Annotated in this window: 26 protein-coding genes; 10 read left to right on the forward strand and 16 right to left on the reverse strand. The window is 61.6% G+C overall.

Annotated features, from left to right (window positions below):
* Positions 1 to 87 precede the first annotated feature (87 nt).
* Positions 88 to 384: a L28 family ribosomal protein gene (locus tag J3L12_RS05620; protein ID WP_208014064.1), complete on the reverse strand. Its 297-nt coding sequence runs from the start codon at positions 382 to 384 to the stop codon at positions 88 to 90.
* Positions 385 to 488: 104 nt separating this feature from the next.
* Here J3L12_RS05620 and lspA point away from each other — a divergent pair, with 104 nt between their 5' ends.
* Positions 489 to 977, forward strand: coding sequence for a signal peptidase II (gene lspA / locus J3L12_RS05625; RefSeq protein ID WP_208014065.1), 489 nt, complete (start codon positions 489 to 491; stop codon positions 975 to 977).
* A 92-nt stretch (positions 978 to 1,069) separates the two neighbouring features.
* Here the strand turns inward: lspA and J3L12_RS05630 are convergent, their stop codons facing one another.
* From J3L12_RS05630 to J3L12_RS05650, 5 genes are all read right to left on the reverse strand, one after another.
* Positions 1,070 to 2,116, reverse strand: coding sequence for a hypothetical protein (locus tag J3L12_RS05630; protein WP_208014066.1), 1,047 nt, complete (start codon positions 2,114 to 2,116; stop codon positions 1,070 to 1,072).
* A gap of 112 nt (positions 2,117 to 2,228) precedes the next feature.
* On the reverse strand, positions 2,229 to 2,459 hold the full coding sequence (locus J3L12_RS05635) for a hypothetical protein (RefSeq protein ID WP_208014067.1): 231 nt from the start codon (positions 2,457 to 2,459) through the stop codon (positions 2,229 to 2,231).
* Positions 2,460 to 2,607: 148 nt separating this feature from the next.
* Positions 2,608 to 3,759, reverse strand: coding sequence for a pyridoxal phosphate-dependent aminotransferase (locus tag J3L12_RS05640; RefSeq protein WP_208014068.1), 1,152 nt, complete (start codon positions 3,757 to 3,759; stop codon positions 2,608 to 2,610).
* 51 nt (positions 3,760 to 3,810) lie between these two features.
* Positions 3,811 to 4,332 (reverse strand): DUF402 domain-containing protein, encoded by a 522-nt coding sequence (locus J3L12_RS05645; protein ID WP_208014069.1) that lies wholly within the window; start codon positions 4,330 to 4,332, stop codon positions 3,811 to 3,813.
* A 291-nt stretch (positions 4,333 to 4,623) separates the two neighbouring features.
* Positions 4,624 to 5,148 (reverse strand): Uma2 family endonuclease, encoded by a 525-nt coding sequence (locus tag J3L12_RS05650; RefSeq protein ID WP_208014070.1) that lies wholly within the window; start codon positions 5,146 to 5,148, stop codon positions 4,624 to 4,626.
* 101 nt (positions 5,149 to 5,249) lie between these two features.
* Between J3L12_RS05650 and paaA the strand changes: the two genes are divergently transcribed.
* From paaA to J3L12_RS05675, 5 genes are all read left to right on the forward strand, one after another.
* Positions 5,250 to 6,221, forward strand: a complete 972-nt coding sequence (gene paaA / locus J3L12_RS05655) for a 1,2-phenylacetyl-CoA epoxidase subunit PaaA (RefSeq protein WP_208014071.1) — start codon at positions 5,250 to 5,252, stop codon at positions 6,219 to 6,221.
* Positions 6,222 to 6,266: 45 nt separating this feature from the next.
* Positions 6,267 to 6,848 (forward strand): phenylacetic acid degradation protein, encoded by a 582-nt coding sequence (locus J3L12_RS05660; protein ID WP_208014072.1) that lies wholly within the window; start codon positions 6,267 to 6,269, stop codon positions 6,846 to 6,848.
* On the forward strand, positions 6,814 to 7,572 hold the full coding sequence (paaC, locus tag J3L12_RS05665) for a 1,2-phenylacetyl-CoA epoxidase subunit PaaC (protein ID WP_208014073.1): 759 nt from the start codon (positions 6,814 to 6,816) through the stop codon (positions 7,570 to 7,572). Before J3L12_RS05660 ends, paaC begins: the two co-directional genes overlap by 35 nt.
* A 9-nt stretch (positions 7,573 to 7,581) precedes the next feature.
* A complete protein-coding gene (gene paaD / locus J3L12_RS05670; protein WP_208014074.1) occupies positions 7,582 to 8,079 on the forward strand; it encodes a 1,2-phenylacetyl-CoA epoxidase subunit PaaD in 498 nt (165 codons plus the stop codon).
* 100 nt (positions 8,080 to 8,179) lie between these two features.
* Positions 8,180 to 8,770, forward strand: a complete 591-nt coding sequence (locus tag J3L12_RS05675) for a hypothetical protein (RefSeq protein WP_208014075.1) — start codon at positions 8,180 to 8,182, stop codon at positions 8,768 to 8,770.
* A 43-nt stretch (positions 8,771 to 8,813) separates the two neighbouring features.
* Here J3L12_RS05675 and J3L12_RS05680 read toward each other — a convergent pair whose 3' ends face one another.
* From J3L12_RS05680 to J3L12_RS05690, 3 genes are all read right to left on the reverse strand, one after another.
* Positions 8,814 to 10,166 (reverse strand): hypothetical protein, encoded by a 1,353-nt coding sequence (locus tag J3L12_RS05680; RefSeq protein WP_208014076.1) that lies wholly within the window; start codon positions 10,164 to 10,166, stop codon positions 8,814 to 8,816.
* Between the two features lie 62 nt (positions 10,167 to 10,228).
* Positions 10,229 to 12,619, reverse strand: a complete 2,391-nt coding sequence (locus tag J3L12_RS05685; RefSeq protein ID WP_208014077.1) for a G8 domain-containing protein — start codon at positions 12,617 to 12,619, stop codon at positions 10,229 to 10,231.
* Between the two features lie 145 nt (positions 12,620 to 12,764).
* On the reverse strand, positions 12,765 to 13,010 hold the full coding sequence (locus tag J3L12_RS05690) for a hypothetical protein (RefSeq protein WP_208014078.1): 246 nt from the start codon (positions 13,008 to 13,010) through the stop codon (positions 12,765 to 12,767).
* A 169-nt stretch (positions 13,011 to 13,179) separates the two neighbouring features.
* Here J3L12_RS05690 and J3L12_RS05695 point away from each other — a divergent pair, with 169 nt between their 5' ends.
* Positions 13,180 to 15,324 carry a sensor domain-containing diguanylate cyclase gene (locus J3L12_RS05695; RefSeq protein ID WP_347708849.1) on the forward strand — a complete coding sequence of 715 codons (2,145 nt, stop codon included), beginning with the start codon at positions 13,180 to 13,182 and terminating at the stop codon, positions 15,322 to 15,324.
* Positions 15,325 to 16,200: 876 nt separating this feature from the next.
* On the opposite strand, the gene J3L12_RS05700 is transcribed toward J3L12_RS05695, so the two are convergent.
* The 3 genes from J3L12_RS05700 to J3L12_RS05710 form a co-directional block, all read right to left on the reverse strand.
* Positions 16,201 to 17,418 carry a VWA domain-containing protein gene (locus J3L12_RS05700; protein WP_208014080.1) on the reverse strand — a complete coding sequence of 406 codons (1,218 nt, stop codon included), beginning with the start codon at positions 17,416 to 17,418 and terminating at the stop codon, positions 16,201 to 16,203.
* Between the two features lie 73 nt (positions 17,419 to 17,491).
* The gene (locus J3L12_RS05705) at positions 17,492 to 18,913 is read right to left on the reverse strand and encodes a sigma 54-interacting transcriptional regulator (protein ID WP_208014081.1); all 1,422 of its coding nucleotides are present in this window, start codon (positions 18,911 to 18,913) and stop codon (positions 17,492 to 17,494) included.
* A gap of 173 nt (positions 18,914 to 19,086) precedes the next feature.
* Positions 19,087 to 19,659: an LUD domain-containing protein gene (locus J3L12_RS05710; RefSeq protein WP_208014082.1), complete on the reverse strand. Its 573-nt coding sequence runs from the start codon at positions 19,657 to 19,659 to the stop codon at positions 19,087 to 19,089.
* Between the two features lie 180 nt (positions 19,660 to 19,839).
* Here J3L12_RS05710 and aroQ point away from each other — a divergent pair, with 180 nt between their 5' ends.
* Together aroQ and J3L12_RS05720 are read left to right on the forward strand one after the other, a co-directional pair.
* Positions 19,840 to 20,280, forward strand: coding sequence for a type II 3-dehydroquinate dehydratase (aroQ, locus tag J3L12_RS05715; protein ID WP_208014083.1), 441 nt, complete (start codon positions 19,840 to 19,842; stop codon positions 20,278 to 20,280).
* The gene (locus J3L12_RS05720; RefSeq protein WP_208014084.1) at positions 20,277 to 20,537 is read left to right on the forward strand and encodes a hypothetical protein; all 261 of its coding nucleotides are present in this window, start codon (positions 20,277 to 20,279) and stop codon (positions 20,535 to 20,537) included. Before aroQ ends, J3L12_RS05720 begins: the two co-directional genes overlap by 4 nt.
* Here the strand turns inward: J3L12_RS05720 and J3L12_RS05725 are convergent.
* Both J3L12_RS05725 and J3L12_RS05730 read right to left on the reverse strand, forming a co-directional pair.
* On the reverse strand, positions 20,509 to 21,105 hold the full coding sequence (locus J3L12_RS05725) for a biotin transporter BioY (protein WP_208014085.1): 597 nt from the start codon (positions 21,103 to 21,105) through the stop codon (positions 20,509 to 20,511). The genes J3L12_RS05720 and J3L12_RS05725 overlap by 29 nt on opposite strands.
* A gap of 12 nt (positions 21,106 to 21,117) precedes the next feature.
* Entirely contained in the window at positions 21,118 to 22,035 is a 918-nt protein-coding gene (locus tag J3L12_RS05730) for a biotin--[acetyl-CoA-carboxylase] ligase (RefSeq protein WP_208014104.1), read from the reverse strand.
* 175 nt (positions 22,036 to 22,210) lie between these two features.
* Between J3L12_RS05730 and J3L12_RS05735 the strand changes: the two genes are divergently transcribed.
* On the forward strand, positions 22,211 to 23,974 hold the full coding sequence (locus J3L12_RS05735; RefSeq protein WP_347708850.1) for a WD40 repeat domain-containing protein: 1,764 nt from the start codon (positions 22,211 to 22,213) through the stop codon (positions 23,972 to 23,974).
* A 1-nt stretch (position 23,975) separates the two neighbouring features.
* On the opposite strand, the gene J3L12_RS05740 is transcribed toward J3L12_RS05735, so the two are convergent.
* Positions 23,976 to 24,275 (reverse strand): hypothetical protein, encoded by a 300-nt coding sequence (locus J3L12_RS05740; RefSeq protein ID WP_208014086.1) that lies wholly within the window; start codon positions 24,273 to 24,275, stop codon positions 23,976 to 23,978.
* Positions 24,272 to 25,057 carry a cobalamin-binding protein gene (locus tag J3L12_RS05745; RefSeq protein WP_208014087.1) on the reverse strand — a complete coding sequence of 262 codons (786 nt, stop codon included), beginning with the start codon at positions 25,055 to 25,057 and terminating at the stop codon, positions 24,272 to 24,274. The genes J3L12_RS05740 and J3L12_RS05745 overlap by 4 nt, the downstream gene beginning before the upstream one ends.
* Between the last annotated feature and the right edge of the window lie 19 nt (positions 25,058 to 25,076).

Raw genomic sequence — 25,076 nt, forward strand, 5'->3', positions numbered from 1 at the left:
GTACTTTGCTCATAAGCATACCTGGGAGGCCGCTCTGAACCAAATAAAAAAGGACACAGCACGCTGTGTCCCTCAGGACTTTTTTCCTTATAGCAGGCTCAACAGCCGAGCTTTGATCTGCTTGGCGGTGAGGCCCTCGAGCTTCATCCCCTTAGAGCGCTCAACCAGCTCGTAGACCTTGTGTACGTGGCTCACCGCTACCCGGAAGGTGATGGGCTGTCCCGCCACATTCACGGTCACTTTGCGGATGTTGGGCTCCTGCCAGTGCTTGGTGTAGCCGGTAATCTTGGTGCCTACCCCGCCTTCTCGCTTGGCCTTACCACGGGTGATGATGCTGTAGGCCACCGTGGGGCGCTTGCCGCTAATTTCGCAAATCTTCGACATCGCAGGACTCCTAACTGCCGACACAAGGGGAAGCCCCCTTGTTTTAGGGCAACATTGGCGAGTATAGCATACCCTCACGCTACCGTGCTAGACTTCCCAGCGGTATGAATATTGCCACCTGGCTGGTTCCTGCCCTGCTGGTCGCCGACCAGGCCATCAAACTGGTGGTGCTGTGGGCGGTGGGCCCTCGCATCTTTGATCCTGAGGTAGGCGCTATTTTCCTGGCCAATTTGTTCTGGATTGTAGACGCCACCTTTATCAAAAACACCGGCGCGGCTTTTGGCATTTTCCAGGGGGGCGCCCGCATTCTGGTCTGGGTGAGCCTCGTGGTAGGTATCGGGATTCTAATCTACCTGAGCATGAACCACCGCCGGGTTTCGCTCCTGAACCAGCTTGCCTTTTCCCTGATTGCCGCAGGCGCCCTCGGCAACGCGGTGGATCGGCTGGGCCACGGCTGGGTGGTGGACTATGTGGATATCAACCGCACCGGGCTGGCCATCCTGGACAACTTTCCCATCTGGAACCTGGCCGATAGCCTGGTGGTCATCGGGGTCATTCTTTTATTACTGCCCCAGCGCAGGCGGCGGTACTGAAGAGCAGGCATACCAAAACCCCCCTCCCCAGGGGAGAGGGGCAGGGCCGAAGGCTTGAAGGTGAGCCCTGTACCCTGAACGGCGGTTCAGCGCTAGCCCACGCCCTCCGCTACCTCGATGCGCAGCAACGAGCGCACGTGCTCAAAGTGATTGACGATGGTGGCTACAGACGAGCCGGCAAAGAGCAAGCCCAGGGCCAGATTACCCCGCTCACTCAGCACCAGCGAACCGGAGTCGCCGGGTGCCGAGATGTTGGTGGTGACAATCTGGTCTATGAAGCGAGCCACCCGTCCACCCCCAAAGTTCACGTCAATGGTTGCCCCCAGCACGGTAATGCGCCCGGTAGTCATGTTGGTGGTACGTCCGGTCTTTTTGACCCGCTGCCCCACCAGGGTTTTGGAGCGGGGCTGCCAGCCCTGCACGTAGCCGTTCCAGTAAATCTCCCGGTCTAGGTCGTGGAACTGGCCCTCGGCAATGGCCGCGTCCACCAGGTTGCGGTGCTGAGCCCGGGGCACCGGAGGCTCGAAAGTGATGGGCACAAAGCGGCTGAGCCGGGCAATCAGGTCGGCAGGGAGGGTTCCCCCATCGAACACCCCCGGCTGCAAAATGGGGTCGCCCAGGCTGGCATCGTTGGAGTTGGCCAGCACGTGGTTGTTGCTGAGGATGTAAAAACGCGGTGGAATGCCCAGGCCGTGCGCGGGGGGGCTGACGGTCGCACCCGGCAGAAGGTCGTAGACGGCGGTAGCCATGGTACCTGCGGTGATTCTAAAGTGCCCCACGCTATAACCGCCCTCGGCGGGCCGAATGCGCCGGGTGAGGGTCTGTACCCCTGCTTCCTCGGCGTTGCCGGCAAACACCTCGCCAATAGCCAGTACGTCGGTCTGCATATCGCCCAGCTTGGCCGGAATCAGGTCGGCCCGGCTGAGCTGGCTGCGCTCTAATTTCTGGCTGACCAGAACTACCAGAGCCGGCTCGCCGGTGGGCTCGCCGTTCTTCCACTTGACCCCCACACCCATGCCCCGCACATTCAAACGCATGGCCTCGGGCGCTAAAAAGGTGTCCTGCACAGCCAGCCTGGCTTTTTCGGCTTCGGCCTGGGCGCTGGCCGAAAGCATGGCTTTTGCTTCGTTAATAGGCATATCGTCCCCCTGCACTTGGGTAATAGTCCCCTGCAAATTCCAACGCAATGAAGAATCTCAGAGGCGGCTTTGAGCCAAGTGGCCTCGACGTTCTTGCGACCGGAAAACCCCGTTACTGAGCCTGCACCGAACCCACTTCCCGCACCCGCACCGGTACCCCCTCGAGGTCCTTGGGCACCCGCTCGTGCGGTTGCAAAGCAGCGAGTGGCAGCTTACGGCTGACCAGCACCACCACCACCGCACGGCCCTGCTCCTCCCCCCGCCCCACCCCCACCACATTGGGTAGGGCCAGCAAGCGAGGGGTGTGTTTGTCGATGAGCACCTGTAGGGTCTCCTCGGTCATACCCCCTCCGTTCCCCCCGGACACTTCCGCACATTCAGCACCCGGGGCAACAATTCGGTGCTGGCGGAAAACACCGTTCGACCAGCGTAACAGCGAGGGCGTTACTTTAGCGTTACGAAAAGGTGAGCAGAGGTAGGCGCGGCAAGGCTCAGAGAATCGAGGCGATACGCTCCAGGGCCTTGCGGATGTTGGCCTCGCTGGTGGCGTAGCTGAAGCGCACGTGGTGGGGGGCCGCGAAGTCGGTGCCGGGCACCACCGCCACCCGGGCTTCGTTGAGCAGCTTGAGGGCGGCCTGGTTCTCATCGGGGTCAATTTTGGACACATCGGAGAGCACGTAAAAAGCGCCGTTGACCCTGGGCGTGGGCAGGCCCAGGGCGTTCAGACCGTCCACAATGATGCTCCGCCTTGCACGGTAGGCCTCGCGGGCCATAGAGATGAATTTTTGCGCCTCCTCCACGTTGTTCAGGGCCTCGACCATGGCCCACTGGGCGATGGTGTCGGGGCTGGTGGTGGACTGGCTGGAAACGTCAATAATGCCCTTGATGACGTCTTTGGGGCCACCGGCATAGCCGATGCGCCAGCCGGTCATGGCGTAGGCTTTGGCTGCACCGTTGATGGTGATGGTGCGGTCGGGGGCCACGTGGGCGGGCGAGAAGTGTTCACCTTCGTAAATAAGGTGCTCGTAGATTTCGTCGGAAACAATATAAAGGTCGTGTTTGTTGGCCAGTTCGGCAATGGCTACCAGCACCTCTTTGGGGTAGACCGCTCCGGTGGGGTTGCCGGGCGAGTTGAGCACAATGGCCTTGGTGCGGGGGGTAATCTTGTGTTCGACCTCGGCGGGGTCGGGGATGAAGCCCGACTCGGGGCCGGTGTTGACCTCCACCGGCACCCCTTCGGCAAAACGGGCCATTTCGGGATAGCTGACCCAGTACGGCCCAATCACAATCACTTCGTCGCCCGGGTCGAGGATGGCCTGAAAGAGGTTGAAGAGGGCCTGCTTGCCGCCTACCGTTACCACGGTCTGGTCGGGGGGAATCTCGAGGCCGTTTTCGCGCTTGAACTTGGCACTGATGGCTTCGCGCAGCTCGGGGATGCCCGCAGGCGGGGCGTATTTGGTTTTACCCGCAGCCATGGCCCTGGCCGCAGCGTCCTTGACGAACTGCGGGGTATCGAAATCGGGCTCGCCGGCAGTCATGGCGATCAGGTCTACCCCCTGACGACGCAGCTCGAGGGCTTTGGCATTCACCGCCACCGTGGAGGAGGGCTTCATGGTTTTGACGCGCTTGGACAGGCCTCGCATACCAGTAGATTGTCCAGGGTCGAGGGGCAAGGGTCAAGAGCTACAGGCTTGCTACACCCGCTCGAGCCAGGATCTCCCCGGCCCCGGCGGCAACACCGGCCACTGCCGCCTTCGCATGTGGCGCTGCACCTGCTCCACCGCGCCGGTAGCCTGCTCTACCCATTCGGCGGGATAGTGCGGTGCCTTGGCGGCGAACTCCTCGAGGTCGAAGGTCTGGCAGTGGTGGTCGGCCCGGCACTTGACGTCTATTTCCAGGTCGTACTGCCAGATGCGGCCCTGCTCGAAACGTGGGGGGGTCTGGATATTCCAGTAGTATTCCAGCACCTTTCCCTCGGCGTCCAGGTCGGGCCCCCCCGAGTACCAGCGCCCCACAAAAAAGGCCACATAGGCCTGGTGATCCACCCGCAGCACCCGGTTTTTGCTCTCGTGGTGAAAGGTAAAGCCACAGGGCATGTGAACCAGGACGGCATCTTCTCGCTGTTCGCACACCTGGGCCTCCCACCAGTAGTGCAGGGTATCGGCAGGGTATTTCCAGAACTCCACGCGCACCATCTGGCCTATCTGGTAATCCATGCAGACTCTCCAAACCCGATCATTTCGCAAAAACCAGGGTGAATCCAGCATGCTGGGTGAAGAAGCCGGTTAGCACCCCCCCACCCAGCTCCCCCTACGGCATAGAAGTGAAGCAGCAAAACACTGGAGTTAAGTTGCGCCCGCATAAGGTTTAGAGATGAATCCAGGCCACGCTAGAAAATCATGCTCCGGGCGCAATATCTGAATGATTTTCGATCATGCCATTATCCAAAACATAGGCGGGAGGTACTTAGCTGTTTCGGATGATGTGTGCCACCCACGGGCTCGAGTTCACACCCACCACTCGAGCCTATCCTCCCCAAAGGCCAGCGGCGCCACCGCCGTGCCTTTCTCGAAGTAAACGGGCTGGTAGTCCGGGGCGCGGTAGACCTCGAGCTTTTCTTCCAGCAGGTTCACAATCCAGATCTCGGGAATGCCCGCTCGAATGTACAGGGGAAGCTTCACGGTGCGGTCGAAGATCAGCGTCGAGTCGCTCAGTTCGATGACCAGCAGGATGTCGGCGGGGCCGGGTGGACGGTCGTCGTAGCGCGATGCAGGCGGCACGGTGAGTACGAAGTCCGGCTCAGGCTCCGACCTGTTGTCGAGTTGGATTGGAACCTGGCAGAACATGTAGGCCTTACCCTTCAGCTTGGTGACGATCTCGTAGTTCAGAGCACCAATGTAGCGGCGGTGCTTGTGGCCCATGGGGGACATAATGTAAACCTCTCCATTAATCAGCTCCACCCGGCCCTGCCCCAAAGCCCCGGCGGCATAGGCTTTGTGATAGTCCTCGACGGTGAAACGGTGCTTCACCATGGCCTGAGTATAGCGCCTGTCCTAGCCACTTTGAAATTTTGATTGCCTCGAGCTAAACTAGCAAAAACTAACGAGCGTTAGTTTGGTTCTTGGGAGGAGAGATGCCAGTTAAGTACGGAGTACCCAGCGACCCTGATTACAACGAGCGCCTGGCCGAGTTCGAGGCTCGCATCCACCGGGGCGAGAAAATTGAGCCCGGTGACTGGATGCCCGAGGAGTACCGCCGCCAGCTTATTCGCATGATTTCCCAGCATGCCCACTCCGAGGTGGTGGGGATGCTCCCCGAGGGGGCCTGGATTACCCGCGCGCCCACCCTCAAGCGCAAGATGATCCTGGTGGCCAAGGTGCAGGACGAAGCCGGACACGGCCAGTACCTCTACCATGCCGCCGAGACCCTGGGCGTCAGCCGAGAGGCCATGCTGGAAGCCTTGCTCGCGGGTAAGGCCAAGTACTCCTCCATCTTCAACTACCCCACCCTGACCTGGGCCGATATCGGCACCATCGGCTGGCTGGTGGACGGGGCGGCTATCAAGAACCAGACCATGCTGGCGGCCTGCTCCTATGGCCCCTACAGCCGGGCCATGGTGCGCATCTGCGCCGAAGAAACCTTCCACCACAAGCAGGGCAAGGAGATGGTGCTGCTCTATGCCAAGGGCACCCCCAAGCAGCGCCAGATGGCCCAGGATGCCATCAATCGCTGGTGGTGGCCCGCCCTGATGATGATGGGCCCCCACGACAAAGACAGCCCCAACACCGAAATCCTGACCCGCTGGGGCATCAAGACCAAATCCAACGACACCGTGCGCCAGGAGTTCATCAACGAGCACGCCCCCGAAATTCTGGAAGCGGGCCTGACCATTCCTGACCCCGAGCTGCGCTACGACGAAAAAAGCGGCAACTGGCTGCACGGCCCCATCAACTGGGATGAGTTCTGGCAGGTGGTGGGAGGCAACGGCCCCATGAACAAAGAGCGCCTGGAAGCCCGCCGCCGCGCCCACGCCGAAGGGGCCTGGGTGCGCGAGGCGCTCGAGGCCTACGCCGCCAAGCAGCACAAAACCGCTGTCGCAGTCTAGCCAGTAGCAAGAAGCTATCTGCTACAGGCGCTCTGGAGGAGCAATATGGACACAGAGTGGCCCCGCTGGGAAGTCTTCAAGCAAGACACCCCAAATAAGCCCCACCAGGCGGTCGGCTCAGTTCACGCCGCTGACCCCCAGCACGCCCTGCTTACGGCCCGCAACGTTTTCGCCCGCCGGCCCCAGGCGGTGAGCATGTGGGTGGTACGAGCCGAGGATGTTTTTTCCGTTACCAAAGAAGAGCTGCTCGAGGCAAACCACGAGCCACAAGCCACAGGCCACAAGCCACAAGCCTTTGCCGCATTCCGCAAAACCAGCCATAAGCGCTCCATGACCTTTGTGGACTACGTGGGCGAGGTGGAGGCGGCCAGCCCCGAAGAAGCCCTGCAAAAGGCCCAGGCAACCTTTACCGACGCCGAGGCCCTGGCCTGGTGGCTGGTGCCCGCGGCTAAAATCGTCAAAAGCGACCCCAGTCCAGAAACCATCGAGAGCTGGTTTGCCCCGGCCAAAGACAAAACCTACAAGCAGCAGCAGTATTACGCCACAGTCGGCTCCCATGTAAGCAAGCACAAAGGGGGGCGGGGGGTAGAAGATGAACGCTCAGGTGAAGAATGCGCTAGTTGCTAAGCTGACCGCGCTGGCCGACGACGAGGTCATCCTGGCCCAACGCAACAGCGAATGGACGGGCCACGGCCCCATTCTGGAAGAGGACATTGCCCTGGCCAACATTGTGCAGGACGAGCTGGGTCACGCCACCCTCTGGTATGGCTTGCGTCAAGCGCTGGATGGCTCCGACCCCGACCAGCTGGCTTTCTTCCGCGATGCTTACGAGTATCGCAACTGTGAGCTGGTGGAGTTGCCCAAGGGGGACTGGGCCTTCACCATGCTGCGGCAGTTTTTGTTCGACCTTTACGAGTCCTTGTGGCTCGAGGCCGCCCAGCACAGCACCTACAAACCCCTGGCCGAGGCGGTGCAGAAGATCGTGCGCGAGGAACGCTTCCACCTCCAGCACACCAGCGCCTGGGTGGAGCGGCTGGGCCTGGGCACCGAGGAATCCAACCGGCGCTTGCAGCAGGCCCTGGATATGCAGTGGGGCTACGCCCAGCAGCTATTTGTGCCCATCCCCGGCGAAGAGCTCCTGGTGGCCGAGGGCATCGTGCCCGACCTCTCGCCCTTAAGAGAGCGCTGGCTCGAGCTCGCCACCCGTCACCTGCAAAACGCCGGCCTCAAACTGCCCATCAACCCCGGCTACCAGCCCACCTCCCGCGCCTACCACACCGAGCACCTGTGGAGCATCCTGGCCGAGATGCAGTCCACCGCCCGCTGGGACGCCGAGGCCAAAGTCTGGTGATCTGGTGATATGACCACCCTACCCAACACCGAGCAAGTCTGGGAGGCCTTGGCCCGGATTCCCGACCCCGAGATTCCGGTCATCAACGTCGTCGAGATGGGCATTGTGCGGGACGTGCAGATAGAGGGCCCCAGGGCCATTATCTCCATGACCCCCACCTTCTCGGGCTGCCCGGCCCTGCACCTGATCCGGGAGCAACTGGAAGCCACCGCCCGCTCGCTGGGCTTTGCAGAGGTCGAGGTAAAAACCGTGCTCTCGCCCCCCTGGAGCACCGACTGGATCACCCCCGAGGCCAAAGAGCGCCTGCGCCAGTACGGGATTGCGCCTCCCAAACCCAGAGCGGGGCAGGAAGGGGTGTTGATTCAGCTCGAGGCCGCCCCCACCCGCTGCCCGCGCTGCGGCTCCCTCAACACCTCGGTCAAGAACACCTTTGGCCCCACCCTGTGCAAGGCCATCCACGTCTGCAACAACTGCAAAGAGCCCTTCGAGAGCTTCAAAACGGTCTGATGTAACGCCAGCGAACCCTTTTTAGGTCAAATATAACTACCTTCCTCCAAATCTTGGGTATACAATTTGATTTGCTTCAAATAGCGAGCAGGAGGAATCTATGAAACGTTTGGCCTTACTCGGTAGTGTTATGGCTCTGGTTGTTGCGGGTTGTGGAATGATCAGCAGCCCCCCCATTGATAACCCCTTTGGATTGGCAGGACAACAAAGCCAGATTAGCTTGGGCCCAAGCAGTGCAGCTACCGGTACGTTGAACGTTAATGCAACTTTCAACGACACTACCCTCAACTTTCCTGTTACACCCACCGGTTTCAACTACAACCTGGCAATTTCGAATGTTTCGCTGAGCGGCAGCGGTTGTCCGTCTACCTTGCCTTCCAGTATCAGCGTTTCGATGAGCATAAGCCTGGCCGTGTCCGACAATCCGCCTACGGGTCAACGGCAGGCTTCTGCGAATGCCAACAACGTGCAATTTACCCTTACCCAGTCAGGCAGCAACTACACTCCCAGCAATTTCAGCAACGGTACCATCAGCTTTTCCAACCTGAACACCCTTCTGGATATTCTGCAAAACGGCGGCCAGAACACGGCTACCTTGAACGGTACTGTTAACACCACCAGCAGCCCTGATCTGGCGGGCTGCACCATGACCATCACCTGGGGCGGTGGACAGGGCGTTCTCAAGTTCTAGCGTTTTTCAATACACCAAAGCCCACTCCTGGCGGAGTGGGTTTTTATCGCTGGGGTAGCTCGAAATAGCGACGCACAATGTCGCGTACCTCGGGGGGCAAGGGTTCGGACTCGAGGTACTTTTCGGCCTGACGCTGCACATTTTGCGGGGGCTGGCCCGCCTGCCAGGGGCTGGGCAGGGGCTGGGGTCTTCCCTGCCGGTTTTCACCCCGGCTGAGTGGCGCTTCTCCCGCCGGACGCTGCGGGCTGGCTGGAGGGCTCTTGGGTGGTCGGGCCTGCTGACCCTGGGCCCCGGTGCCGCCCGGCTCAGTGCCCCCTGGCCGACCCTGGCCCTCGGCATTCTGCCCCTGGTTCTCTCGGGAAGCCTGGCCCTGTCCGGGTTGGGATGGCTGCGCTTGCCCTGGTTGGGATGGCTGTGCTTGTCCGGGTTGCGGGGAGGGCTGCCCGGACGGGCTGGGCTCTCTGCCCTCTGAACCAGGCGCGGGTTGCCCCTGCGGGGTTTGCTCGGAGGGCGAACGGCCTGTTTGAGACGGCTGTGCTTGCCCCGATTGCTGGGGCTGTGCTTGCCCTGGTTGTTGGGGCTGCGTTTGTCCAGGTTGGGATGGCTGCGCTTGTTCAGGTTGGGCTGCCGGTGGATTTTGACCTGGCTGACCGGTCTGGTCGGGTTGGGGCTGGCCCGTGGAGCCCTGACCATTTTGGCTGGATGCAGGCTGCTCACGGCTTTGAGGGCTCTCAGCGGGTTGGCCAGGGCGGGCCGCATCCTGGTTGGCAGCCTCCTGGGAGTCTCCCTGGCTCGAGGCCTCGCCCGCACGATCCTGCGCTTCCTGGCTACGCGGGCTTTCGGGCCTTTCCGAAGGACTGGCTGCATCCGGGCCTTGCTGCTGGCTTTGCGGCGAACCTTCCGGCAACAGGGGTTGCCTGGTTTGTGGGCTGGGATTGGGTTGTGCCGGGCTGGTCGGGCTACCTGTCTCGGGTGAAGCGGGGGTAGTTGGGCTGGAAGGAGCAGGAGCCACTACCGGCGATACAAAAGGTAGTTGCAATGGGGGCAAGACCCACACCACGCCCAGCAGGGTCAGGTAGAGGGCCACCAAAACCCAGGGCCAAGCCGGGGGTCGGGCCTCGCGCAAGCTGGCCTCCGATTCGCTTTGCAGTTGGCTCCGCCAGGGGTGGTTGAGGGGCGCCTCGAGGGCACTGCGGTAGGCCAGACCATAGCGTCGGTCGAGGTCGGCCAGGGCTTTGGGCTCTTCCCAGCGGGTGGGGTACAGCAACCCTACCAGCGAAAGCAAAACCCAGGCTGGATGTACCAACCAGGCCAGAGGCAGCAGCAAAAGCGCCAGCCCTGCAGCCAGCAAGAGCCGCACCCGCCATGCCCGCCTTACCGCCCACACCCAGTGCATGGGTTCAGGGTAGCGGATGGAACCTGGAGTAGGTAGGATTCAGTACACGTTGCGACAGATGCCTAGCGCTGTACCAGCAGCGAGGTATTGGTGTTGCTAAACAGTTTCAGGTAGATACGCTGAGCAGCCGAATCGTAGAAGTAAGCAGGCTGGGTAGCGGCGTCCAGCTCGGCCAGGCTCGTGAGCGAAGTGAGCGCGGTTTTGCCGGCGCAGTTGGTGCCGGGCTGCGAGGATTCCAGCGCACAGCGATACACCGTGAAGGAAGATGTGCTGGTAGGCAGTACCACCCGCGCTGCCCGGGGGGTTCCATCGTGGTTTTTGTATTTGGGATAAAGACGTAAGCGGAAGTACTGCCAGAGGCTCAGGTCAGTGTCCAGGGTATAGGTTCGCCCATGAATTAGCGTCCAGTAGAACGGCGCATTGGTCACGTCGCTACCGCTCTGTTGTACCCCATCGTCACGGGTCAGAGTGGGCGCACCCGGCGCGTAGCTGCGGAAAAAGGTGTTGGTCTCGGGAATTAGGTTGAGGTATTCCATCTGTCCGGGGCAAACCCTGGCATTTGCCGCCACCCAGAGTGCACAAGCCTCGGTGTACATGGCCCTCGAGCCCACCGATGCCGGTACCACCACACTGGGTACCCCACTTCCACTCAGGGAGCCATCGAGGTCTTGCACCGCCAGATCGCTGCTGCCGTTGCAGAGGCTAAACTGGGCGTTCACCAGACGAATGTTCTGGGTGATCATGTTCGGCCCTTCGCGAAGGCAGGTACGGGTCTGGATGGCGCTGGTGCCCGGCTCAAAATTCACGAAGGTTACACTCTGTAAGGTGGTGGTACCGCCATACTCCTGCACCCCCAACCGGCCAATCTCCCCTTCTGTGTCGAGGTTGGCACTCCTGCCCACAATGAGCGAATCGCGGATACCGTGACTGCCGATGCTCACGCTATTATCTGCCAGAATCGAGTCGCGCACCTCCATGATCACCTCGCCGGCTGGGTCACCTACTGGGTTGGCCCACAGCGCCGAGCGAGTTTTGTAGATGGTGGTGCGCTCGAGCAAAAACGGCCCGTGGGTGGTAGGTGCGGCCCGGTTGCCTGTAATCCACAACGCCCCCAGGTCGCCCACGTTGCCCGGAGCGCCGATGGCCTTGCCCAGCAGGTAGGAGTGAATCACGTTGTCGCGAAACTCGAAGCGGCTGGCATCCACCGAGCCCACATTGTCGAACCAGAAGGCGGTAAACTCGCCCCCGGCGGCCACATTCCCCACAAAACGGTTGCTGGGGCCCTTGACCCAGAAGGTGGCCGCCTGATCATCGTTCTGCCCAACCTGGATAGGGTTGCTAGGCAAGTACGGGAAGGCCCGGGTCAACACGGCTAGGTTGCCCTCAAAGCGGTTGCCCTGTTCCGAACCGTCCTCGGTCATGATGCTGTGGCCCAGGGTGTCGTACAAAACATTGTTCTTGACCCGCACATTGTCGGTGCCATGCACCACAATGCCGCGTTGGAAGTTGCTGTGGAAGCTACAGTTTTCCAGGTAGTCGCCGTTTGAATCCCCGTTCAGATGCCAGTGGAAGGGATAGCGGGCCAGCCGGTTGAACTGACCCAGCCGCCGAAACTCCACCCCTCGCACCTTGCCACTGCTGCGCATGGCCGGGTTGGTTTCGCGGTGCAGGGGACTCGAGCCCATCACCATCACGTGCCCGCCAAAGCCCCCCGCATGGTGGTCGTCGCCCTGTATCACGATGTTCCGCGAGAGCAACCCCACCTCGGCCCGCTGATCCAGAACCCGACCCTCAAAGGTCTGCAACTGGCCAAAGTGCCCGTAGTCTAGCGGCCGATCCAGCGTGAGGGTGTTGCCGCTGATAGCCCGGATGATACGGGTTTCGGCCTGGTGGGGGTCAAGCGCGGTGGAGGCGATGACGATTTTCTCCCCCACCCGCCAGTCCACCGGACTGCTGAGGACAATCTGGGTACTTCCCGCAGGCGCCGTGGCGGCCAGTTTGGTCCAGGCCACCCGGTTCTCCCCGATAATTTCCAGCTTGCCCCCCATCATGGCCCCCAGAAACTTGGTTCCCATGTCCATGATGTTTTCTTCTGGGTTGGATCCGGTGAGGGTGATGACCGCTCGATGGGTGAAGGGCTGGGCCTCCGAGCCAATGCTGAGCTTACCGGGGCCGTGCACCATCAGGTAGCCGGTACTGAGGTTGAGGTTCTTTCGCGCAAACTCCAACTCCCCCAGCACCGTAATGCCCGTCAAGGGGGGCGGGTCTTCATCCAGGATGACCCTGCTACCCGCCGGAATGACCACCGAGTCGCCAGCTTGGGGCTTTTGCAGGTTGAGGCTGGCCCAGAAACGCGCATCCGACCAGTAGCCCGAATTGGCCGGCAACGGCGAACCAAGCTGGCAAGCACTCAGACCCACCAGGAGGAGTAGAGACGGGAAGCGTAAATTCATATGAACTCAGCCAGCACACCCTCTCAAACATGCTGCTATTAGTTCATACAGTAGCTGGGGTATTGGCAAAACCTCAATCGCTCAACTTAAGGTTACGTCGCATGACACGCAAAAACAGGGCTTTTGTCCTGTCGCACAGCTACACCTAAAGCTGCTCCAGAACCTCCTCGGTCTGCTGAAAGTAACCATCTCTGGGAATCAGCACATAGCCCCTGGCGGTTTGCGCAGGGTAATAAGGCATGTCGAGGCGTAACTCCCGCGTGGCACCCTCGTAGCGCCGAATTTGCGCCGGATTGAAGACAGGCCAGGGCCGAAGCCGCACAGCTTGCGATATACGATCAATGAGGAGCGCCAGGAAGGCTGCGATTCCCCAGGTTTGGGCCGATTTCATAGCGGGAAGTGTAGCAGAGATTCAGGAAGCAGTTATGTGGGGGTACGCCCAAACAACACCCGGGTTGAAATTGGGAAGCAGGACAACGTCTTTCTGCTAAAGTTGGTTTTACTGGGCTCTGAGATTTTATATGGCCTCTGTGTACTACTTCACCCTGATCCTGTCCCTGGTGGGGGTTGTGGTGGTACATGCCCTGGGTATGGCAGGTATCTACGCCCTGCCCTGGTTGATGTTTTTGACCGCTACCCTGGCCAGCGTACGAGGCCTGTGGGTCGGACTGGCGGCGGCTTTGGGGTCGGTGCTGGCTCTTTCCTTTTTTCCTTCGGTATACCCAGATTTTTACGCGATGATCTTGATCCTATTTTTATCGGCGTATCTTGCTTTTCTGGTAGGGGATAGCCTGCGTCAGGCCCATCGCCGAGCCAAGCAGCTTGTCCTGATTCAGGATGTCTTATTACAGGGACTAGAACTCATACCGCGCTACTTCACGCAAAAGCAGCTCTTGCAAGATTTGCCCACCATGCTCTCGTCGCTTTTACGAGGAACTACGCTTCGCGTCTGGGTACCTGTTGGGGCTAACCTGGTGCATCCGCTAGAAAATGCAGTTGGGCATGAGGATGCTTCAAGCGGGCCACCTCTGGTACTACGAGCTCTAAATGAGGATGGTTTAGTCTACTCGGAGGGTTCCACTACCAAAGCAACTATTGGGCATCGTACCACCAAGACCAGTAAGCCCGCTGAGCTTGCTGTTGCTCTACGGGTTCGCCAAGAGGTTATAGCAGTGCTGCAATTCACCCGAGGCGAGGCCTGGCGCAAGGAGGAGGCCGAGTTGTTCCATCGGCTAGCCCGCATCGTTGCCTATCAGCTCGAGCGCCTGTACGACCTCGAGCTACGCCGCCTGCTACTCGAGCTTGCAGGTGCCCTGGCAAACGAAAATGACAAAAGGAAGATTGCCGAGGTGACCTTGCGCCATCTGCTGCCCGCTCTGGAGATGGAAGCAGGAGCGGTCATGCTCTACCGTCAAGGAGTCCTACAGGCCCTGTCCTCTCAGTTACCAGAGAGCCTCGAGCCCATCCTGGCACCCCTGGCTCAACGGCTCGAGCGCGACCAGGGCATAACCTGGCGGGCTTTGGAAACCGGCACACCGTTGTTCATCGAAAGCTACCCGGCGCTTCCCGAAGGCTTGCCTGTACTAAAGCAGGTAGGTATTCAAACCTTTGCAGCCTACCCCATCCACAGCCGTGACGCTTTTCAGAGCAGAGCGGTGCTGGTACTAGGTCATCGGAAACATATTCCTTGGAGCCGCAAAAGAAGAGAAATTCTGCTAGGGGTGGAGCGGCTTTTGAGCAGCGCGCTGGAGCGGGTATTGCTGGATGAGCAGCAGCAACGCATCAACCAACTGCTAACGGAAGCCTGGTCGTACCCCTCAGAGAAGGTATATCAGCACATTCTGGAAGCTGCTGTGGAGTTGGTGCCCGGAGGTGAGGTAGGAAGCCTTTGGGTGCGGGTCGGTGAAGCTTACTCCTGCCAGGCGGCTTTAGGCGTATCCACGGAGTGCCCCGCGCAAAGCGAAACTGAACTCCTTGCCTGGTATGGTGGCTCTAGATCACAAGCCCTAAAGGGACTTCCACGAATATTAACGACGCATGCCGCCCAGCTCCACGGGCTCAAGGCCAGCCTTTGCCTGCCGGTAGGTCATCAAGGTCAAGTGTTAGCATACCTGAACCTGGGTAGCACCAAAGACCCTGCCGCATTTGCCGAAGACTCTTTGGCTGCTGTGCAGCTTTTCGCGGCACCCCTTGCCACCCTGATCCACGAGCTCAGCTACCGCTCTGAACTTGAAAAAGCGTCTTTGACGGATAGCCTGACCGGGCTATACAATCGCCGCGCATTCAATCTACGGCTACAGGAGGAGATCTCACGGGCTACCCGATCTGGCCACCCCCTTACTTTACTTATTTTGGATCTCAAGAACTTCAAACCCATCAACGATCAGCTGGGTCATGCCCTGGGTGACTTAGCGCTCCGAGAGGTCGCAAATGTCCTCACCCGTGAGCTGCGAGCAGAAGACATAGCCTTCCGCTGGGGTGGGGATGAATTTGCCGTGCTGCTGCCCCAGACCGACGCGCAAGGAGCACAGCGTCTGTCGCATCGCCTTTACCAAGGCATCACAAAAGTTTGCATTGAAAACATGTGCCTGTCAGTTGATATTGGGCAGGCTACGTTCCCTACAGAAGCAGACACCCCCGATGCCTTGCTATCGCTGGCCGACCAACGAATGTACGACATTAAAAAAGCCGGCGATGCTGTGTAACAGCTTCACCTGAACACTCAGCTTTGATGAATCCCCACACGCGGCGACACCCAGGGCCGAAAGCGCAAAGCCAAAGGCTCTGCGAGGAGTATGCAGGTCGTTGATACGGCTGACCTGTATGGTGCTTGTTCGAATACCAGACTTGGCCGCTCACGAAAACGAGAATGCGTCTAGGCCCGGACGCAGGTTACGCACCCAAGCGCGGGCCCGGCCCGGCCCAGGGGTGCTTGGGTTTCGAGTTTTCAGACGGCCAATATTCTGTTTAGGACAAAGGATTCTTAGGGTCAGGTAACTTTACTGGCCATTCCGAACGCAGCAAAGCGAAGTGGAGAATCTGATGCGACCCAGTCCAGGGTATCCACTGTACCCATGCAGCATCAGGTTCCTCGTTGCACTGCGTGCGCCACGGAATGGCAAAAAGAAGTCTAGAGCTGGGGTTAGGTTCATTGGAAGCATCCCGATTACTTTATTACCAGAGCACTAAGTTGCGCCTGTATAAGGTTTAGAGATGAATCCAGGCCACGCTAGAAAATCATGCTCCGGGCGCAATACCCGAATGATTTTCGATCATGCCATTATCCAAAACATGGGCGGGAGGTACTTAGTGCACAGTCGTATAAATACCCGTACAAAGTGTTCATTGCGGCACGAACTATGCAGTACGCTCTTGCAAAAGCCGTAGCAGAAACCTTTTCGTTCCTCCCCTACCGTATAGGGGAGGTTAGGTGGGGTTGCTGAGCAGCGCCTTCACACAGCAGGTCGGTTCAGGGCCTCACCCAATACCCTCCCCCACCCTCCCTACGTGGTAGGGAGGGGGCTCTATGTCAATCCCTCCTGGAAACCCGGAGGTGTACGGACATCTCTACGACGCTGTACTTAGTTCCGGCTCACCTTACGGTTCAAAAAGTCCATCAGCACGTATCGTCCGATGTTCCCCGGTGTGGTCATGTAGGCCTTGCCCTTGGTAATTTGCGTGATCTTCTTGACAAAAGCCAGCAACTCGGGCTCCCGCGCCAGCATGAAGGTGTGGATGGGAATACCTTCCTTGCGGGCCAGGGTGGCCTCTTTAAGGGTCTCGGCCAGGATGACCGGGTCGAGGCCCCAGGCGTTCTTGTAAATTTGGCCCGAGGGCAGGGTGAGCGCGGAGGGCTTGCCGTCGGTAATCATGATGATCTGCTTCATCTCGCCGCTCATCTTTTTGAGCATCTTGCGGGCCAGCTTGAGACCCTCGGCAGTGTTGGTGTGGTAGGGCCCGACCTGCACGGTGGGCAACTTGCCCAGCGGCACTTCCTCGGCGCTGTCGTGGAAGACCCCAAAACGTACCTGGTCGCCAGGGTACTGGGTGCGAATCAGGTGAGCCAGGCCCAGGGCCACGCGCTTGGCGGGGGTAAAGCGGTCTTCACCATACAGAATCATGGAGTGGGAGCAGTCTAGCAGCACCACCGTGTTCATGGCGGCGGTGTACTCGGCCAGCTCGATGGTCAGGTCGTGCTCTTCGATGTTTTCCAGCCCCTTCATCACCACCTTTTTGAGGGTTTCGCCGATATTGATGTTGGGCTGGTCGCCAAACTCGTAGGGCTTGGTCTCGCCGCTCGACTCCACCCCCGAGGCGTAGTGCCGGGTGACGTGGGCGCCGGGGGCATTCTTGCCCAGCGAACCCAGCAAGGTGCGCAGGCTTTTGAGGCCCAGGAAGTCTACTGATTTGTTGGTGAGCTCGAGCCGCGTCTCCTGCGCTTCGCTCTGGAAACCCTGTCCTGTCTCGGAGGGGTCGGCGCCCGGCAGGCGGATGAAGCCCTCGTCCTGCAGGCGCTGTATGAGCTTTTGAATCTCCTGGTAGAGCCGGGTTTCCTCCTTGCGGTTGGCGAAGCGGGCCTCGCGCAACCATTCCTCGGGGATGCGGTCTTGCTCCAGCAGGGCTTGCAGGAGAGCATCGTAGAGGTCTTCGGCGGTGGGGCTTCGGTTGGGGTCGGGCTGGTAGCGGTTGTATGGGTCGGAAAAGCCCGAGTCCATCAGAAAATCCTGAATCATATCCATCAGGTCGGCGCCGCTGAGGTCGTCGAAGCCGGGCTCGTACCTGGAGTATCGGACACGCATATTTCCTCGCTGATGGCTAATAGCGGATAGCTTTTTGGTTCTGCCATTAGCTATTGGCTATGTGCTATGTACATCAATTCCCGCTCCCCCACCGCTCGCGCTCCCGTTCGATAGGGGCGCTGTAGCTCTCCTCACCCCTGGCAATCTTGCGGCGGCCCGCCAGGCCCTCGAGGATAAACTCCCCGGCGGCCACCAGGGCTTCGGGGGTGGTCTGGGGTTCCAATTTTTTTGCGGCAGCCAGCAGGCCCGGCACTTTTTCCATTTCCTTCAACACCGCTTTGGCGCTGCCCTCGGGCAGGGTAAGGAGGTTGCCGTCGGCAAAGTACTGCACGATTTCGTCCACCGGCAGGCCCCGGGCCCGTTCGCCATAGGCCAGACCAAAGGCCTTGAGCAACAGGTCGCGGGCTACCCGCTCGGCCCCCTGGAGTTCGCCTTCGTATTCCAGCTCAATCTTGCCGGTGATGGCCGGCAGGGCCGCATACAGGTCGAGGGGCCGGGCCACCGGGCGCTCGCCGTATCGCAGGGCGCGGCGCTCGGCGTTGGAGGCCACCAGTTCCAGCAAGCTAATCGAGAGGCGCTGCGAGACCCCCGAGGTCTTGTCTACGCGCTTATCCTCGCGGGCCACAAAGGCCACCGCCTCCGAGGCCTCGGCCACGTAGGCCGGTACGTACATCCCCTCCTCCCGAGCAATCCAGGCTTCCTGCTGGGTGATGGAGAGACCTTCCTCGAGGGTGCGCGGGTAGTGGGTACGAATCTCCGAACCGATGCGGTCTTTGAGGGGGGTGACGATCTTGCCCCGCGCGGTGTAGTCCTGGGGGTTGGCGGTGAAGGCAATCCAGACATCCAGTTCCAGCCGCACCGGGTAGCCGCGAATCTGCACGTCGCCTTCTTGCAGGATGTTGAAGAGGGCCACCTGCACCTTGGGGGCCAGGTCGGCCACCTCGTTGATGCCGAAGATGCCCCGGTTGGCCCTGGGCAAAAGGCCGTAGTGAACGGCCTCGAGGTCACCCAGACCAGTGCCCCGCTTGGCGGCCTTGATGGGGTCGATATCGCCCAGGATATCGGCCACGGTGGTGTCGGGGGTGGCCAGCTTTTCCACGTAGCGCTCGGAGCGGGGAATCCAGACGATGGGCGCTTCGTCGCCGGCTTCTTCCAGGAGGCGCTTGGCCTCTGCCGAGAGCGGGAACAGGGGGTTGTCGCGGATCTCGGTGGGCAGGGCCGGAACTTCATCGTCCAGCAGCTCGGTAAGCTGACGCAGAATGCGGCTCTTGGCCTGACCACGCAGGCCCAGCAGAATGAAATTGTGCCGGGCCAGGATGGCATTGACCAGGCTGGGAATGACCGAGTCGTCGTAGCTCTGGATACCCGGAAAGAGTTTTTCCCCGGCCCTGAGCTTTCCAATCAGGTTTTCCCGCGCCTCGTCCTTGACGCTGCGGCGGAGCTTCTCCAGGGGGTAAGTGCGCTTGAGTTCGCCGAGGGTTCGGGCCTTGGTCATTGCTCGAGTGTAGTCCGGTATGGCTCAAGATTGTGTAAATCAGATTGGGATTGAGAAGGTAACGGGTTGCAAGCTCAATGCAGGTCGAGGGGCTTGTGCATTGGCAAGTGGCTTGTAGCGCGTGGCTCGTGGAGAATGCCTAACGGCTTCACCAAGCTTGGGGCCTTCGGCTTTCAGCTACCCGATAGCACGGCCACCACCAGTCGCCCCGGCCCGTGCACCCCTTTGACCATAATCTGCCCGATGTCGGCAGACTTGCTGGGGCCGGAGTGCAGCCCGATGGCCGAGGGCAGCGAGGGTTTCAGGGCGTTCAGGGCCGTAAGAAGGGTGGGGTAAATGTGGGCTTCGGAAACAAACACCAGATGCGTGGGCGGCAAAAGCTGGTTGCGACGGCCCTCCTGGCTGCAGAGAAGCACCGTCCCGGTCTCGGCCACCGCCCCCAACGCCCAGGAGATGCCCAGCGGGGCCTCCTCGGGGGGCAGAAGGGGCAACCCGGGGCGAAGCGATTCGGGTACGGTCTGGCCCACCGATACCCCGGCAAAGGTCTGGGCAAAGTGGCCAAGCCACTCCTGGGCAGCCCCCAGGCCCTCCAGCCGTACCACCTCGCCCCCATTCCCGCTCAGGCGCTCGGTAAAGAGGGTTAGAGCCTCCGATGGTGCAACAGTCGCCGAGAGGGGCTCGGGCAGGGCGGTTTTGGGACGGTGCTCGAGGGCGCGGTGGATACGGCCCAGAATCCGTTCGCGCATAGCGCCAGTATAACGGCCCGACCCTGAACCCCTTTGTCTGAGTGCGCTCCCCAAGCTAGCGCCAGATGGTCAAAAGCCCAGGCTGACCTGCGACATGCGACATGACTCGAAGCGGGTTCAGGCCAGGTGTTTGCTTCTGCAATTGCCCATCGCAACGCTGCCCCCTTAGCATAGAGGCAAATGATCCTGGTTTTGAACGGCCCCAACCTGAACCTGCTGGGCAAGCGCGAGCCCGAAATATACGGCAAAACCACCCTGGACGAGCTGGAAGAGCTCTGCGAGGGCTGGGGGGTGGAGCTGGGCCTGGGGGTGGTCTGTCGGCAGTCGAATTTTGAAGGACAGCTTGTGGAATGGATACAGCAGGCCAGGGATGAGGGCTTCCGGGGCATTGTACTCAACCCCGGCGCCCTTACCCACTACTCCATCGCTCTGCTGGACGCCATTCGGGGACAAAGCCTGCCGGTAGTCGAGGTGCACCTTTCCAACATCCATGCCCGTGAGGAATACCGCAGCCGCTCGGTGACGGCAGCAGGAGCCAGAGGACTGGTTTCGGGCTTTGGCCCCATGTCTTACAAGATGGCGCTAGTATACCTGGCGGATCTACTGGAGGCCCAGCCATGAGGGTTCACTGGCAGGAAGTGGCGATGGTAGCGGCCATCGTCTGGATTTTTGGCATCGTCTCACAAATCCAGCAAAAAGGCTTCTGGCTATCACTGCTGGTCAACCTGCCGCTGGGGTTGCTGGCGGGAGTGGCTTACGGCCTCCTGATGCCCTGGGTGATTCGCTGGGCGGCCCGGGGCCAAAATGAAAACCCCCTTCCCAATGGGAAGGAGGCCCAAGGCTCCCAAGCTAGCGGCGAATCAGACGCCAGACCGTAGGGAGCAGCGCCGCTGCTATGGCCGCCTTGATGAGGTCGCCCAGCAGGAAAGGCAGCATACCGGCTTGCAGTACCCCCCAAACCCCGCTGTAGCGCCCGGCGCCCGAAAGGGCAAAGCCCAGCCAGGTGACCCCCACGGCGTAGATCAGCAGGCTTGCCAGCAGCATGGCCAGGAAGGTTTTGAGGGGGCTGCGGTCGGTGCCGTAGCGCTCAACCAGGTAGCCCACCAGGTAGGCCGCCAGCGGGAAGGCCAGCAGATAGCCCGCCGTGAAGGCGATACGTGGGTGGAACCAGGTGGCCCCTCCAGCAAAAACCGGCAGCACCAGCCCTTCCACCAGGTAGGCCACCACTGCAAGTGCGCCCAGTCGGCTGCCCAGCGCAGCGCCTACCAGCAGCACCCCCAGGGTTTGCAGGGTGATGGGCACGGGCTGCAAAGGGATGACCGCCTGCGACAAAAGGCCCAGGAAAAGGCTACCCCCCAGCACCAGCAGCACGTCGCGGGTGAGGCTGCGGGCCGGGAAAAAGGACTTGGAAAGCGGTAGATACGGCAAACTTTGGGTTGGATTCATAGCAAAGCTCCTTTACAAAACCCCCAGCAACTGCACATCGCCGGCACCAATGCGGTGTGTCTGGCCCGAGCGCTCCACCAGGAGCGAGCCATCCGGGGCGATGTCGGTAGCCCGACCCCGGATCTCACCCTCCAGGGTAGATACCCTGACCGGCTGCCCCAGGGTGCAGCTTCTGGCCCGGTAGTCGCGCAAAACCCCCTGGGGGTCGTGGTGTAGCTCGAGGTAGCGGGACTCCAGCCGCGCCAGCACGCGGGCCAGCACCCCTACCCTCGAGGCTTCCCCAAACTCCTCGAGGGCGGCAGCCTCAGGGGGCAGCCCAGCCGCACGGTGTACATTGAGGCCAATGCCTAAAAGCACATAGGCCACCTCTTCCCCACTCACCTGGGCCTCCATCAGCACCCCCGCTAGCTTGCGCCCATCGGGGGCTAAGAGGTCGTTGGGCCATTTGAGCCCGCCCACCCCGCACGCCTCGCACAGGGCCAGCCCCGCCGCCAGGGGCAAAAGCGGCAGGCCGGAAAGGGGCAGCCGAGGCCGCAGCAGCACCGAGAAGGTCAGGCTGTGGCCGGGTTCGCTGGCCCAGGAACGCCCCCGTCGCCCTCGGCCCTTCTCCTGGCGTTCGGCCAGCACCACCGAGCCTTCCTCGGCTCCATCCAGGGCCCAGTTTTTGAGCACATCCTGGGTACTGCTGACCGTTCCCAGGTAGGCGTAAAAGGCCCCAAAGCTCCCCTTTCGCAGGGCTTCCAGGGCGGCTGGGGTGGGGGTGCCGGGGGCCAGCCGATACCCCTGGCCTCGCTGGGTCTCGAGCGGGTATCCAGCTTGCCGGAGTGCGGCGATTTGCTTCCACACCGCCGCACGGCTGATGGAGAGCCGCCCCGCCAGGCTTTCGCCGCTCTGGAACTCGTCGGTGAGGTGGGCCAGCAGTGGGGGCACGTCAACCAAAATACCTTTTACGGGTTGACAAGTGCAAGGGGCGGTTACCCCCGATGGACTGGCGTTCGCTTCGCTGCTTTATGAAATTCCCGACCAACCCTCCGCCCTTCGGAGGACTCGAGGCATCCCTCCTCTGTCCACCCTGTCCTGGCAGGCAGGTGAATAAGCTATAGGGGTGTGGAAGTGGCTTGGTTGGATGGTGGTGGGCCTGACCTGTGCGCTGGCCCAGCAGCCTGTGCAGCTTCTGGCCGGGCACCGGGCCCCGGTGGGCGCAGTGGCTATGGGCCCTGGCGGGCTTCTGGCGGTAGGGGCCGACGCCTATATTCAGCTTTACCGGCCCGATGGGCGCCTGGTGCGCACCCTGAGCGGGCACGCCGACACGGTGCACTCGCTGGATGTAGCCCCGGACGGAACCCTGCTGAGCGCCTCCGCCGACACCACCCTGCGGCTCTGGAACCCCGCTACCGGAGCCAGCCTGGGGGTGCTGCAAGGACACCGCGATCAGGTCTGGTCGGCCCGCTTTAGCCCGGACGGCGGGCGCATTCTGAGCGGCAGCGCCGACGGGGAACTGTGGCTCTGGACACGGCAAGGACAGGCGCAGCAACTGAGCCTGGGGCGTAACTGGATTTATGGGGTAGGGTTCTCGCCGGATGGCACGCTACTGGCGGGAGGTGGGCTGGACGGGGCGCTCTTGTGGAACCCCCGCAATGGCAGCCACCTTCCCCTCCTGGGGCGGCTCTCGGTACGGGCCCTGGCCTGGGGGCCGGATGGCCGCCTGGCTACCGGAGAGCGTGATGGGCGGATTCAGCTCTGGGATGCCAGGGGCAGCTTTGTGGGGCAGTTTAGCGCCCATCGCCAAGCGGTTAGCGCCCTGGTCTGGAGTGGCAGCGGGCAGCTCATCAGCGGCGGCCAGGACGGGCAGATTATCTTCTGGAAAGACGAGAAGCCCTTGCGAAGGCTTCAGACTGCCTCGGTGTTGAGCCTGGCGGTCTCCGGGAACCAGCTCCTGAGCGGGCACGACGATGGGCGGGCCAGGCTATGGAACCTGCAAGGGGCGCTGCTCCAGACCCAGGAACCCCCCGCCGCCTCGGTGGCGGTGCTGGCCTACAGCCCCGATGGAAGCCTGCTGGCCAGTGGCGGCTGGGAGGGCGAAGTCTGGCTCTGGAATCGCAGGGGCCAGCCCGTGCGAAGGCTCCGCGGGGCCGAGCTCGAGATTACCGCGCTGGCCTTCACGCCGGACGGGCGGTACCTGGCGGCGGGGAGCCGCGACGGCCAGACCCGCCTCTACCAGGTGGAAAGCGGGCGGCTCTTGCAAACCCTGGAGGCCCACGGCGGCGGGGTGGGGGCTCTGGCGTTTGCCCCCAACGGGCGGGCCCTGGCCAGCGGGGGCCGCGACCGATTGCTACGCGTTTGGGACTGGCAAGCGGGAAAGAAGGTGCTCGAGTTCCGCGCCCACGAGTCGCACCTGACCGGCCTGGCCTGGAGCCCGGATGGGCGCACCCTCTACAGCAGCAGCAGCGACGAGAGCCTGGCCTGGTGGGCCCTGCGCCCCGAGGGGGTACAGTTAGGGCGCCGCCTCATGGCCCATGCCAGGGGCATCTACGGCCTGGCCCTGAGCCCCAATGGGCGCACCCTGGCCACCGCCAGCCACGACCAGACCATCAAGCTCTGGGACGCCCAGAGCGGCACCCTCCTGCGAACCCTGCAAGGCCACACCGAGGCCGCCCAGGCCCTGGTGTTCTCGCCCGACGGCAGGCGGCTCGCCAGCGTAGGCTGGGACAAGACCCTGCGCCTGTGGAGTGTGCAGGGCCCGCTTTTAGAGACCATCCCCGGCTTCGTGCGCCCCCTCTATGCGGTGGCCTGGGCGCGGGACGGAACCCTGGCGGTGGGCAGTGGAACGCTGCGACAGGCCGGAACCATCGCTTTATTCAGACGGTGACCTACGGCTCTTCCGGCCAGACCCGCCCATAAGGCCGCACCTCGCCCTGGGGAAAAGCCTGCTGCAAAAGCCCCTGCAAGAACCGGCCTGCAGAGGGGAGCAACCCCGCACAACCCTGGCTCACGTAGACAAACACATAGCGGGGTGGGCGCAAAGACTGGCTGAACACCAGGGTACTTGCGTATTCGGGAAAGGCCTCGTAAAAGATACCCAGCAGGCCCTCGAGCAAAGCCCGGGCCTCGGGCAGGGGTTCCTCGCCCTTGGGCCGCACCCAGAAGGTAACCACTTTCAGGGGGGTCATGGCCTTTTTCCGTGCTGCCAAACCGGCACGTTTCGCAAGAGTTCGGCCAGCCTTTTCACGCCCTCGGCCAGGCGCGGCCCCGGACGGCCCAGGTAGGCCTCCTCGAGGGCAAACACCTGCCGGTGCCGCAGGGCGGGAATGTCCAGCTCGCGGCCCAGCACCACCTCCGGGCGCAGCTTTTTGGCGCCGCACCAGGAGACCACAATCGCGTCCGGCTGCGCTTCCTCCACCTCGGCAGGGGTCAGGGGCCGGGAGCGCACCGGCAGGTGGGCAAAGGCGTTTTGGGCCCCCAGCGCCGCCAGCATCTGGGTGACCCAGCTATCCCGTCCGGCGGCAATCATGGGCTTCGGCCACCACTCTACCATCAACCGGGGGGGCCGCACCCAGTGCGGCAGGGTGCCCCTGGCCTGGGCAATCTGCTGCTGCATGGCCCGCACCACATGCTGGCCCTGCTGCTCAACCCCCAGCCACCGGGCCACCTGCTCGATGTCGGCGTAGACGTCCTGCAAGGTCTGGGGGTCGAGCACCAGGTGGGGTATCGCTCGCTTTTCCAGCCCCTCCACCACCCGCTCCATCCCCGGCACGCTCAGGCTGGCCAGCACCAGGTCGGGCTTTAGGGCCTCTACCTGGTTCAGGTCTATCTGTAAGTCGGGCCCCACCCTGGGAAGCCCCCTGACCTGGGCGGGAAAGTCGGAGTTGTTGTCCACCCCCACCAGCCTGTCCAGGCAACCCAGGGCCCAGACAATCTCGGTATTGGAGCAGGTCAGGCTGACGAGACGCATACTGAATTGAGGATAACCG

The sequence above is a fragment of the Meiothermus sp. CFH 77666 genome (assembly GCF_017497985.1).
Classification (GTDB): domain Bacteria; phylum Deinococcota; class Deinococci; order Deinococcales; family Thermaceae; genus Meiothermus.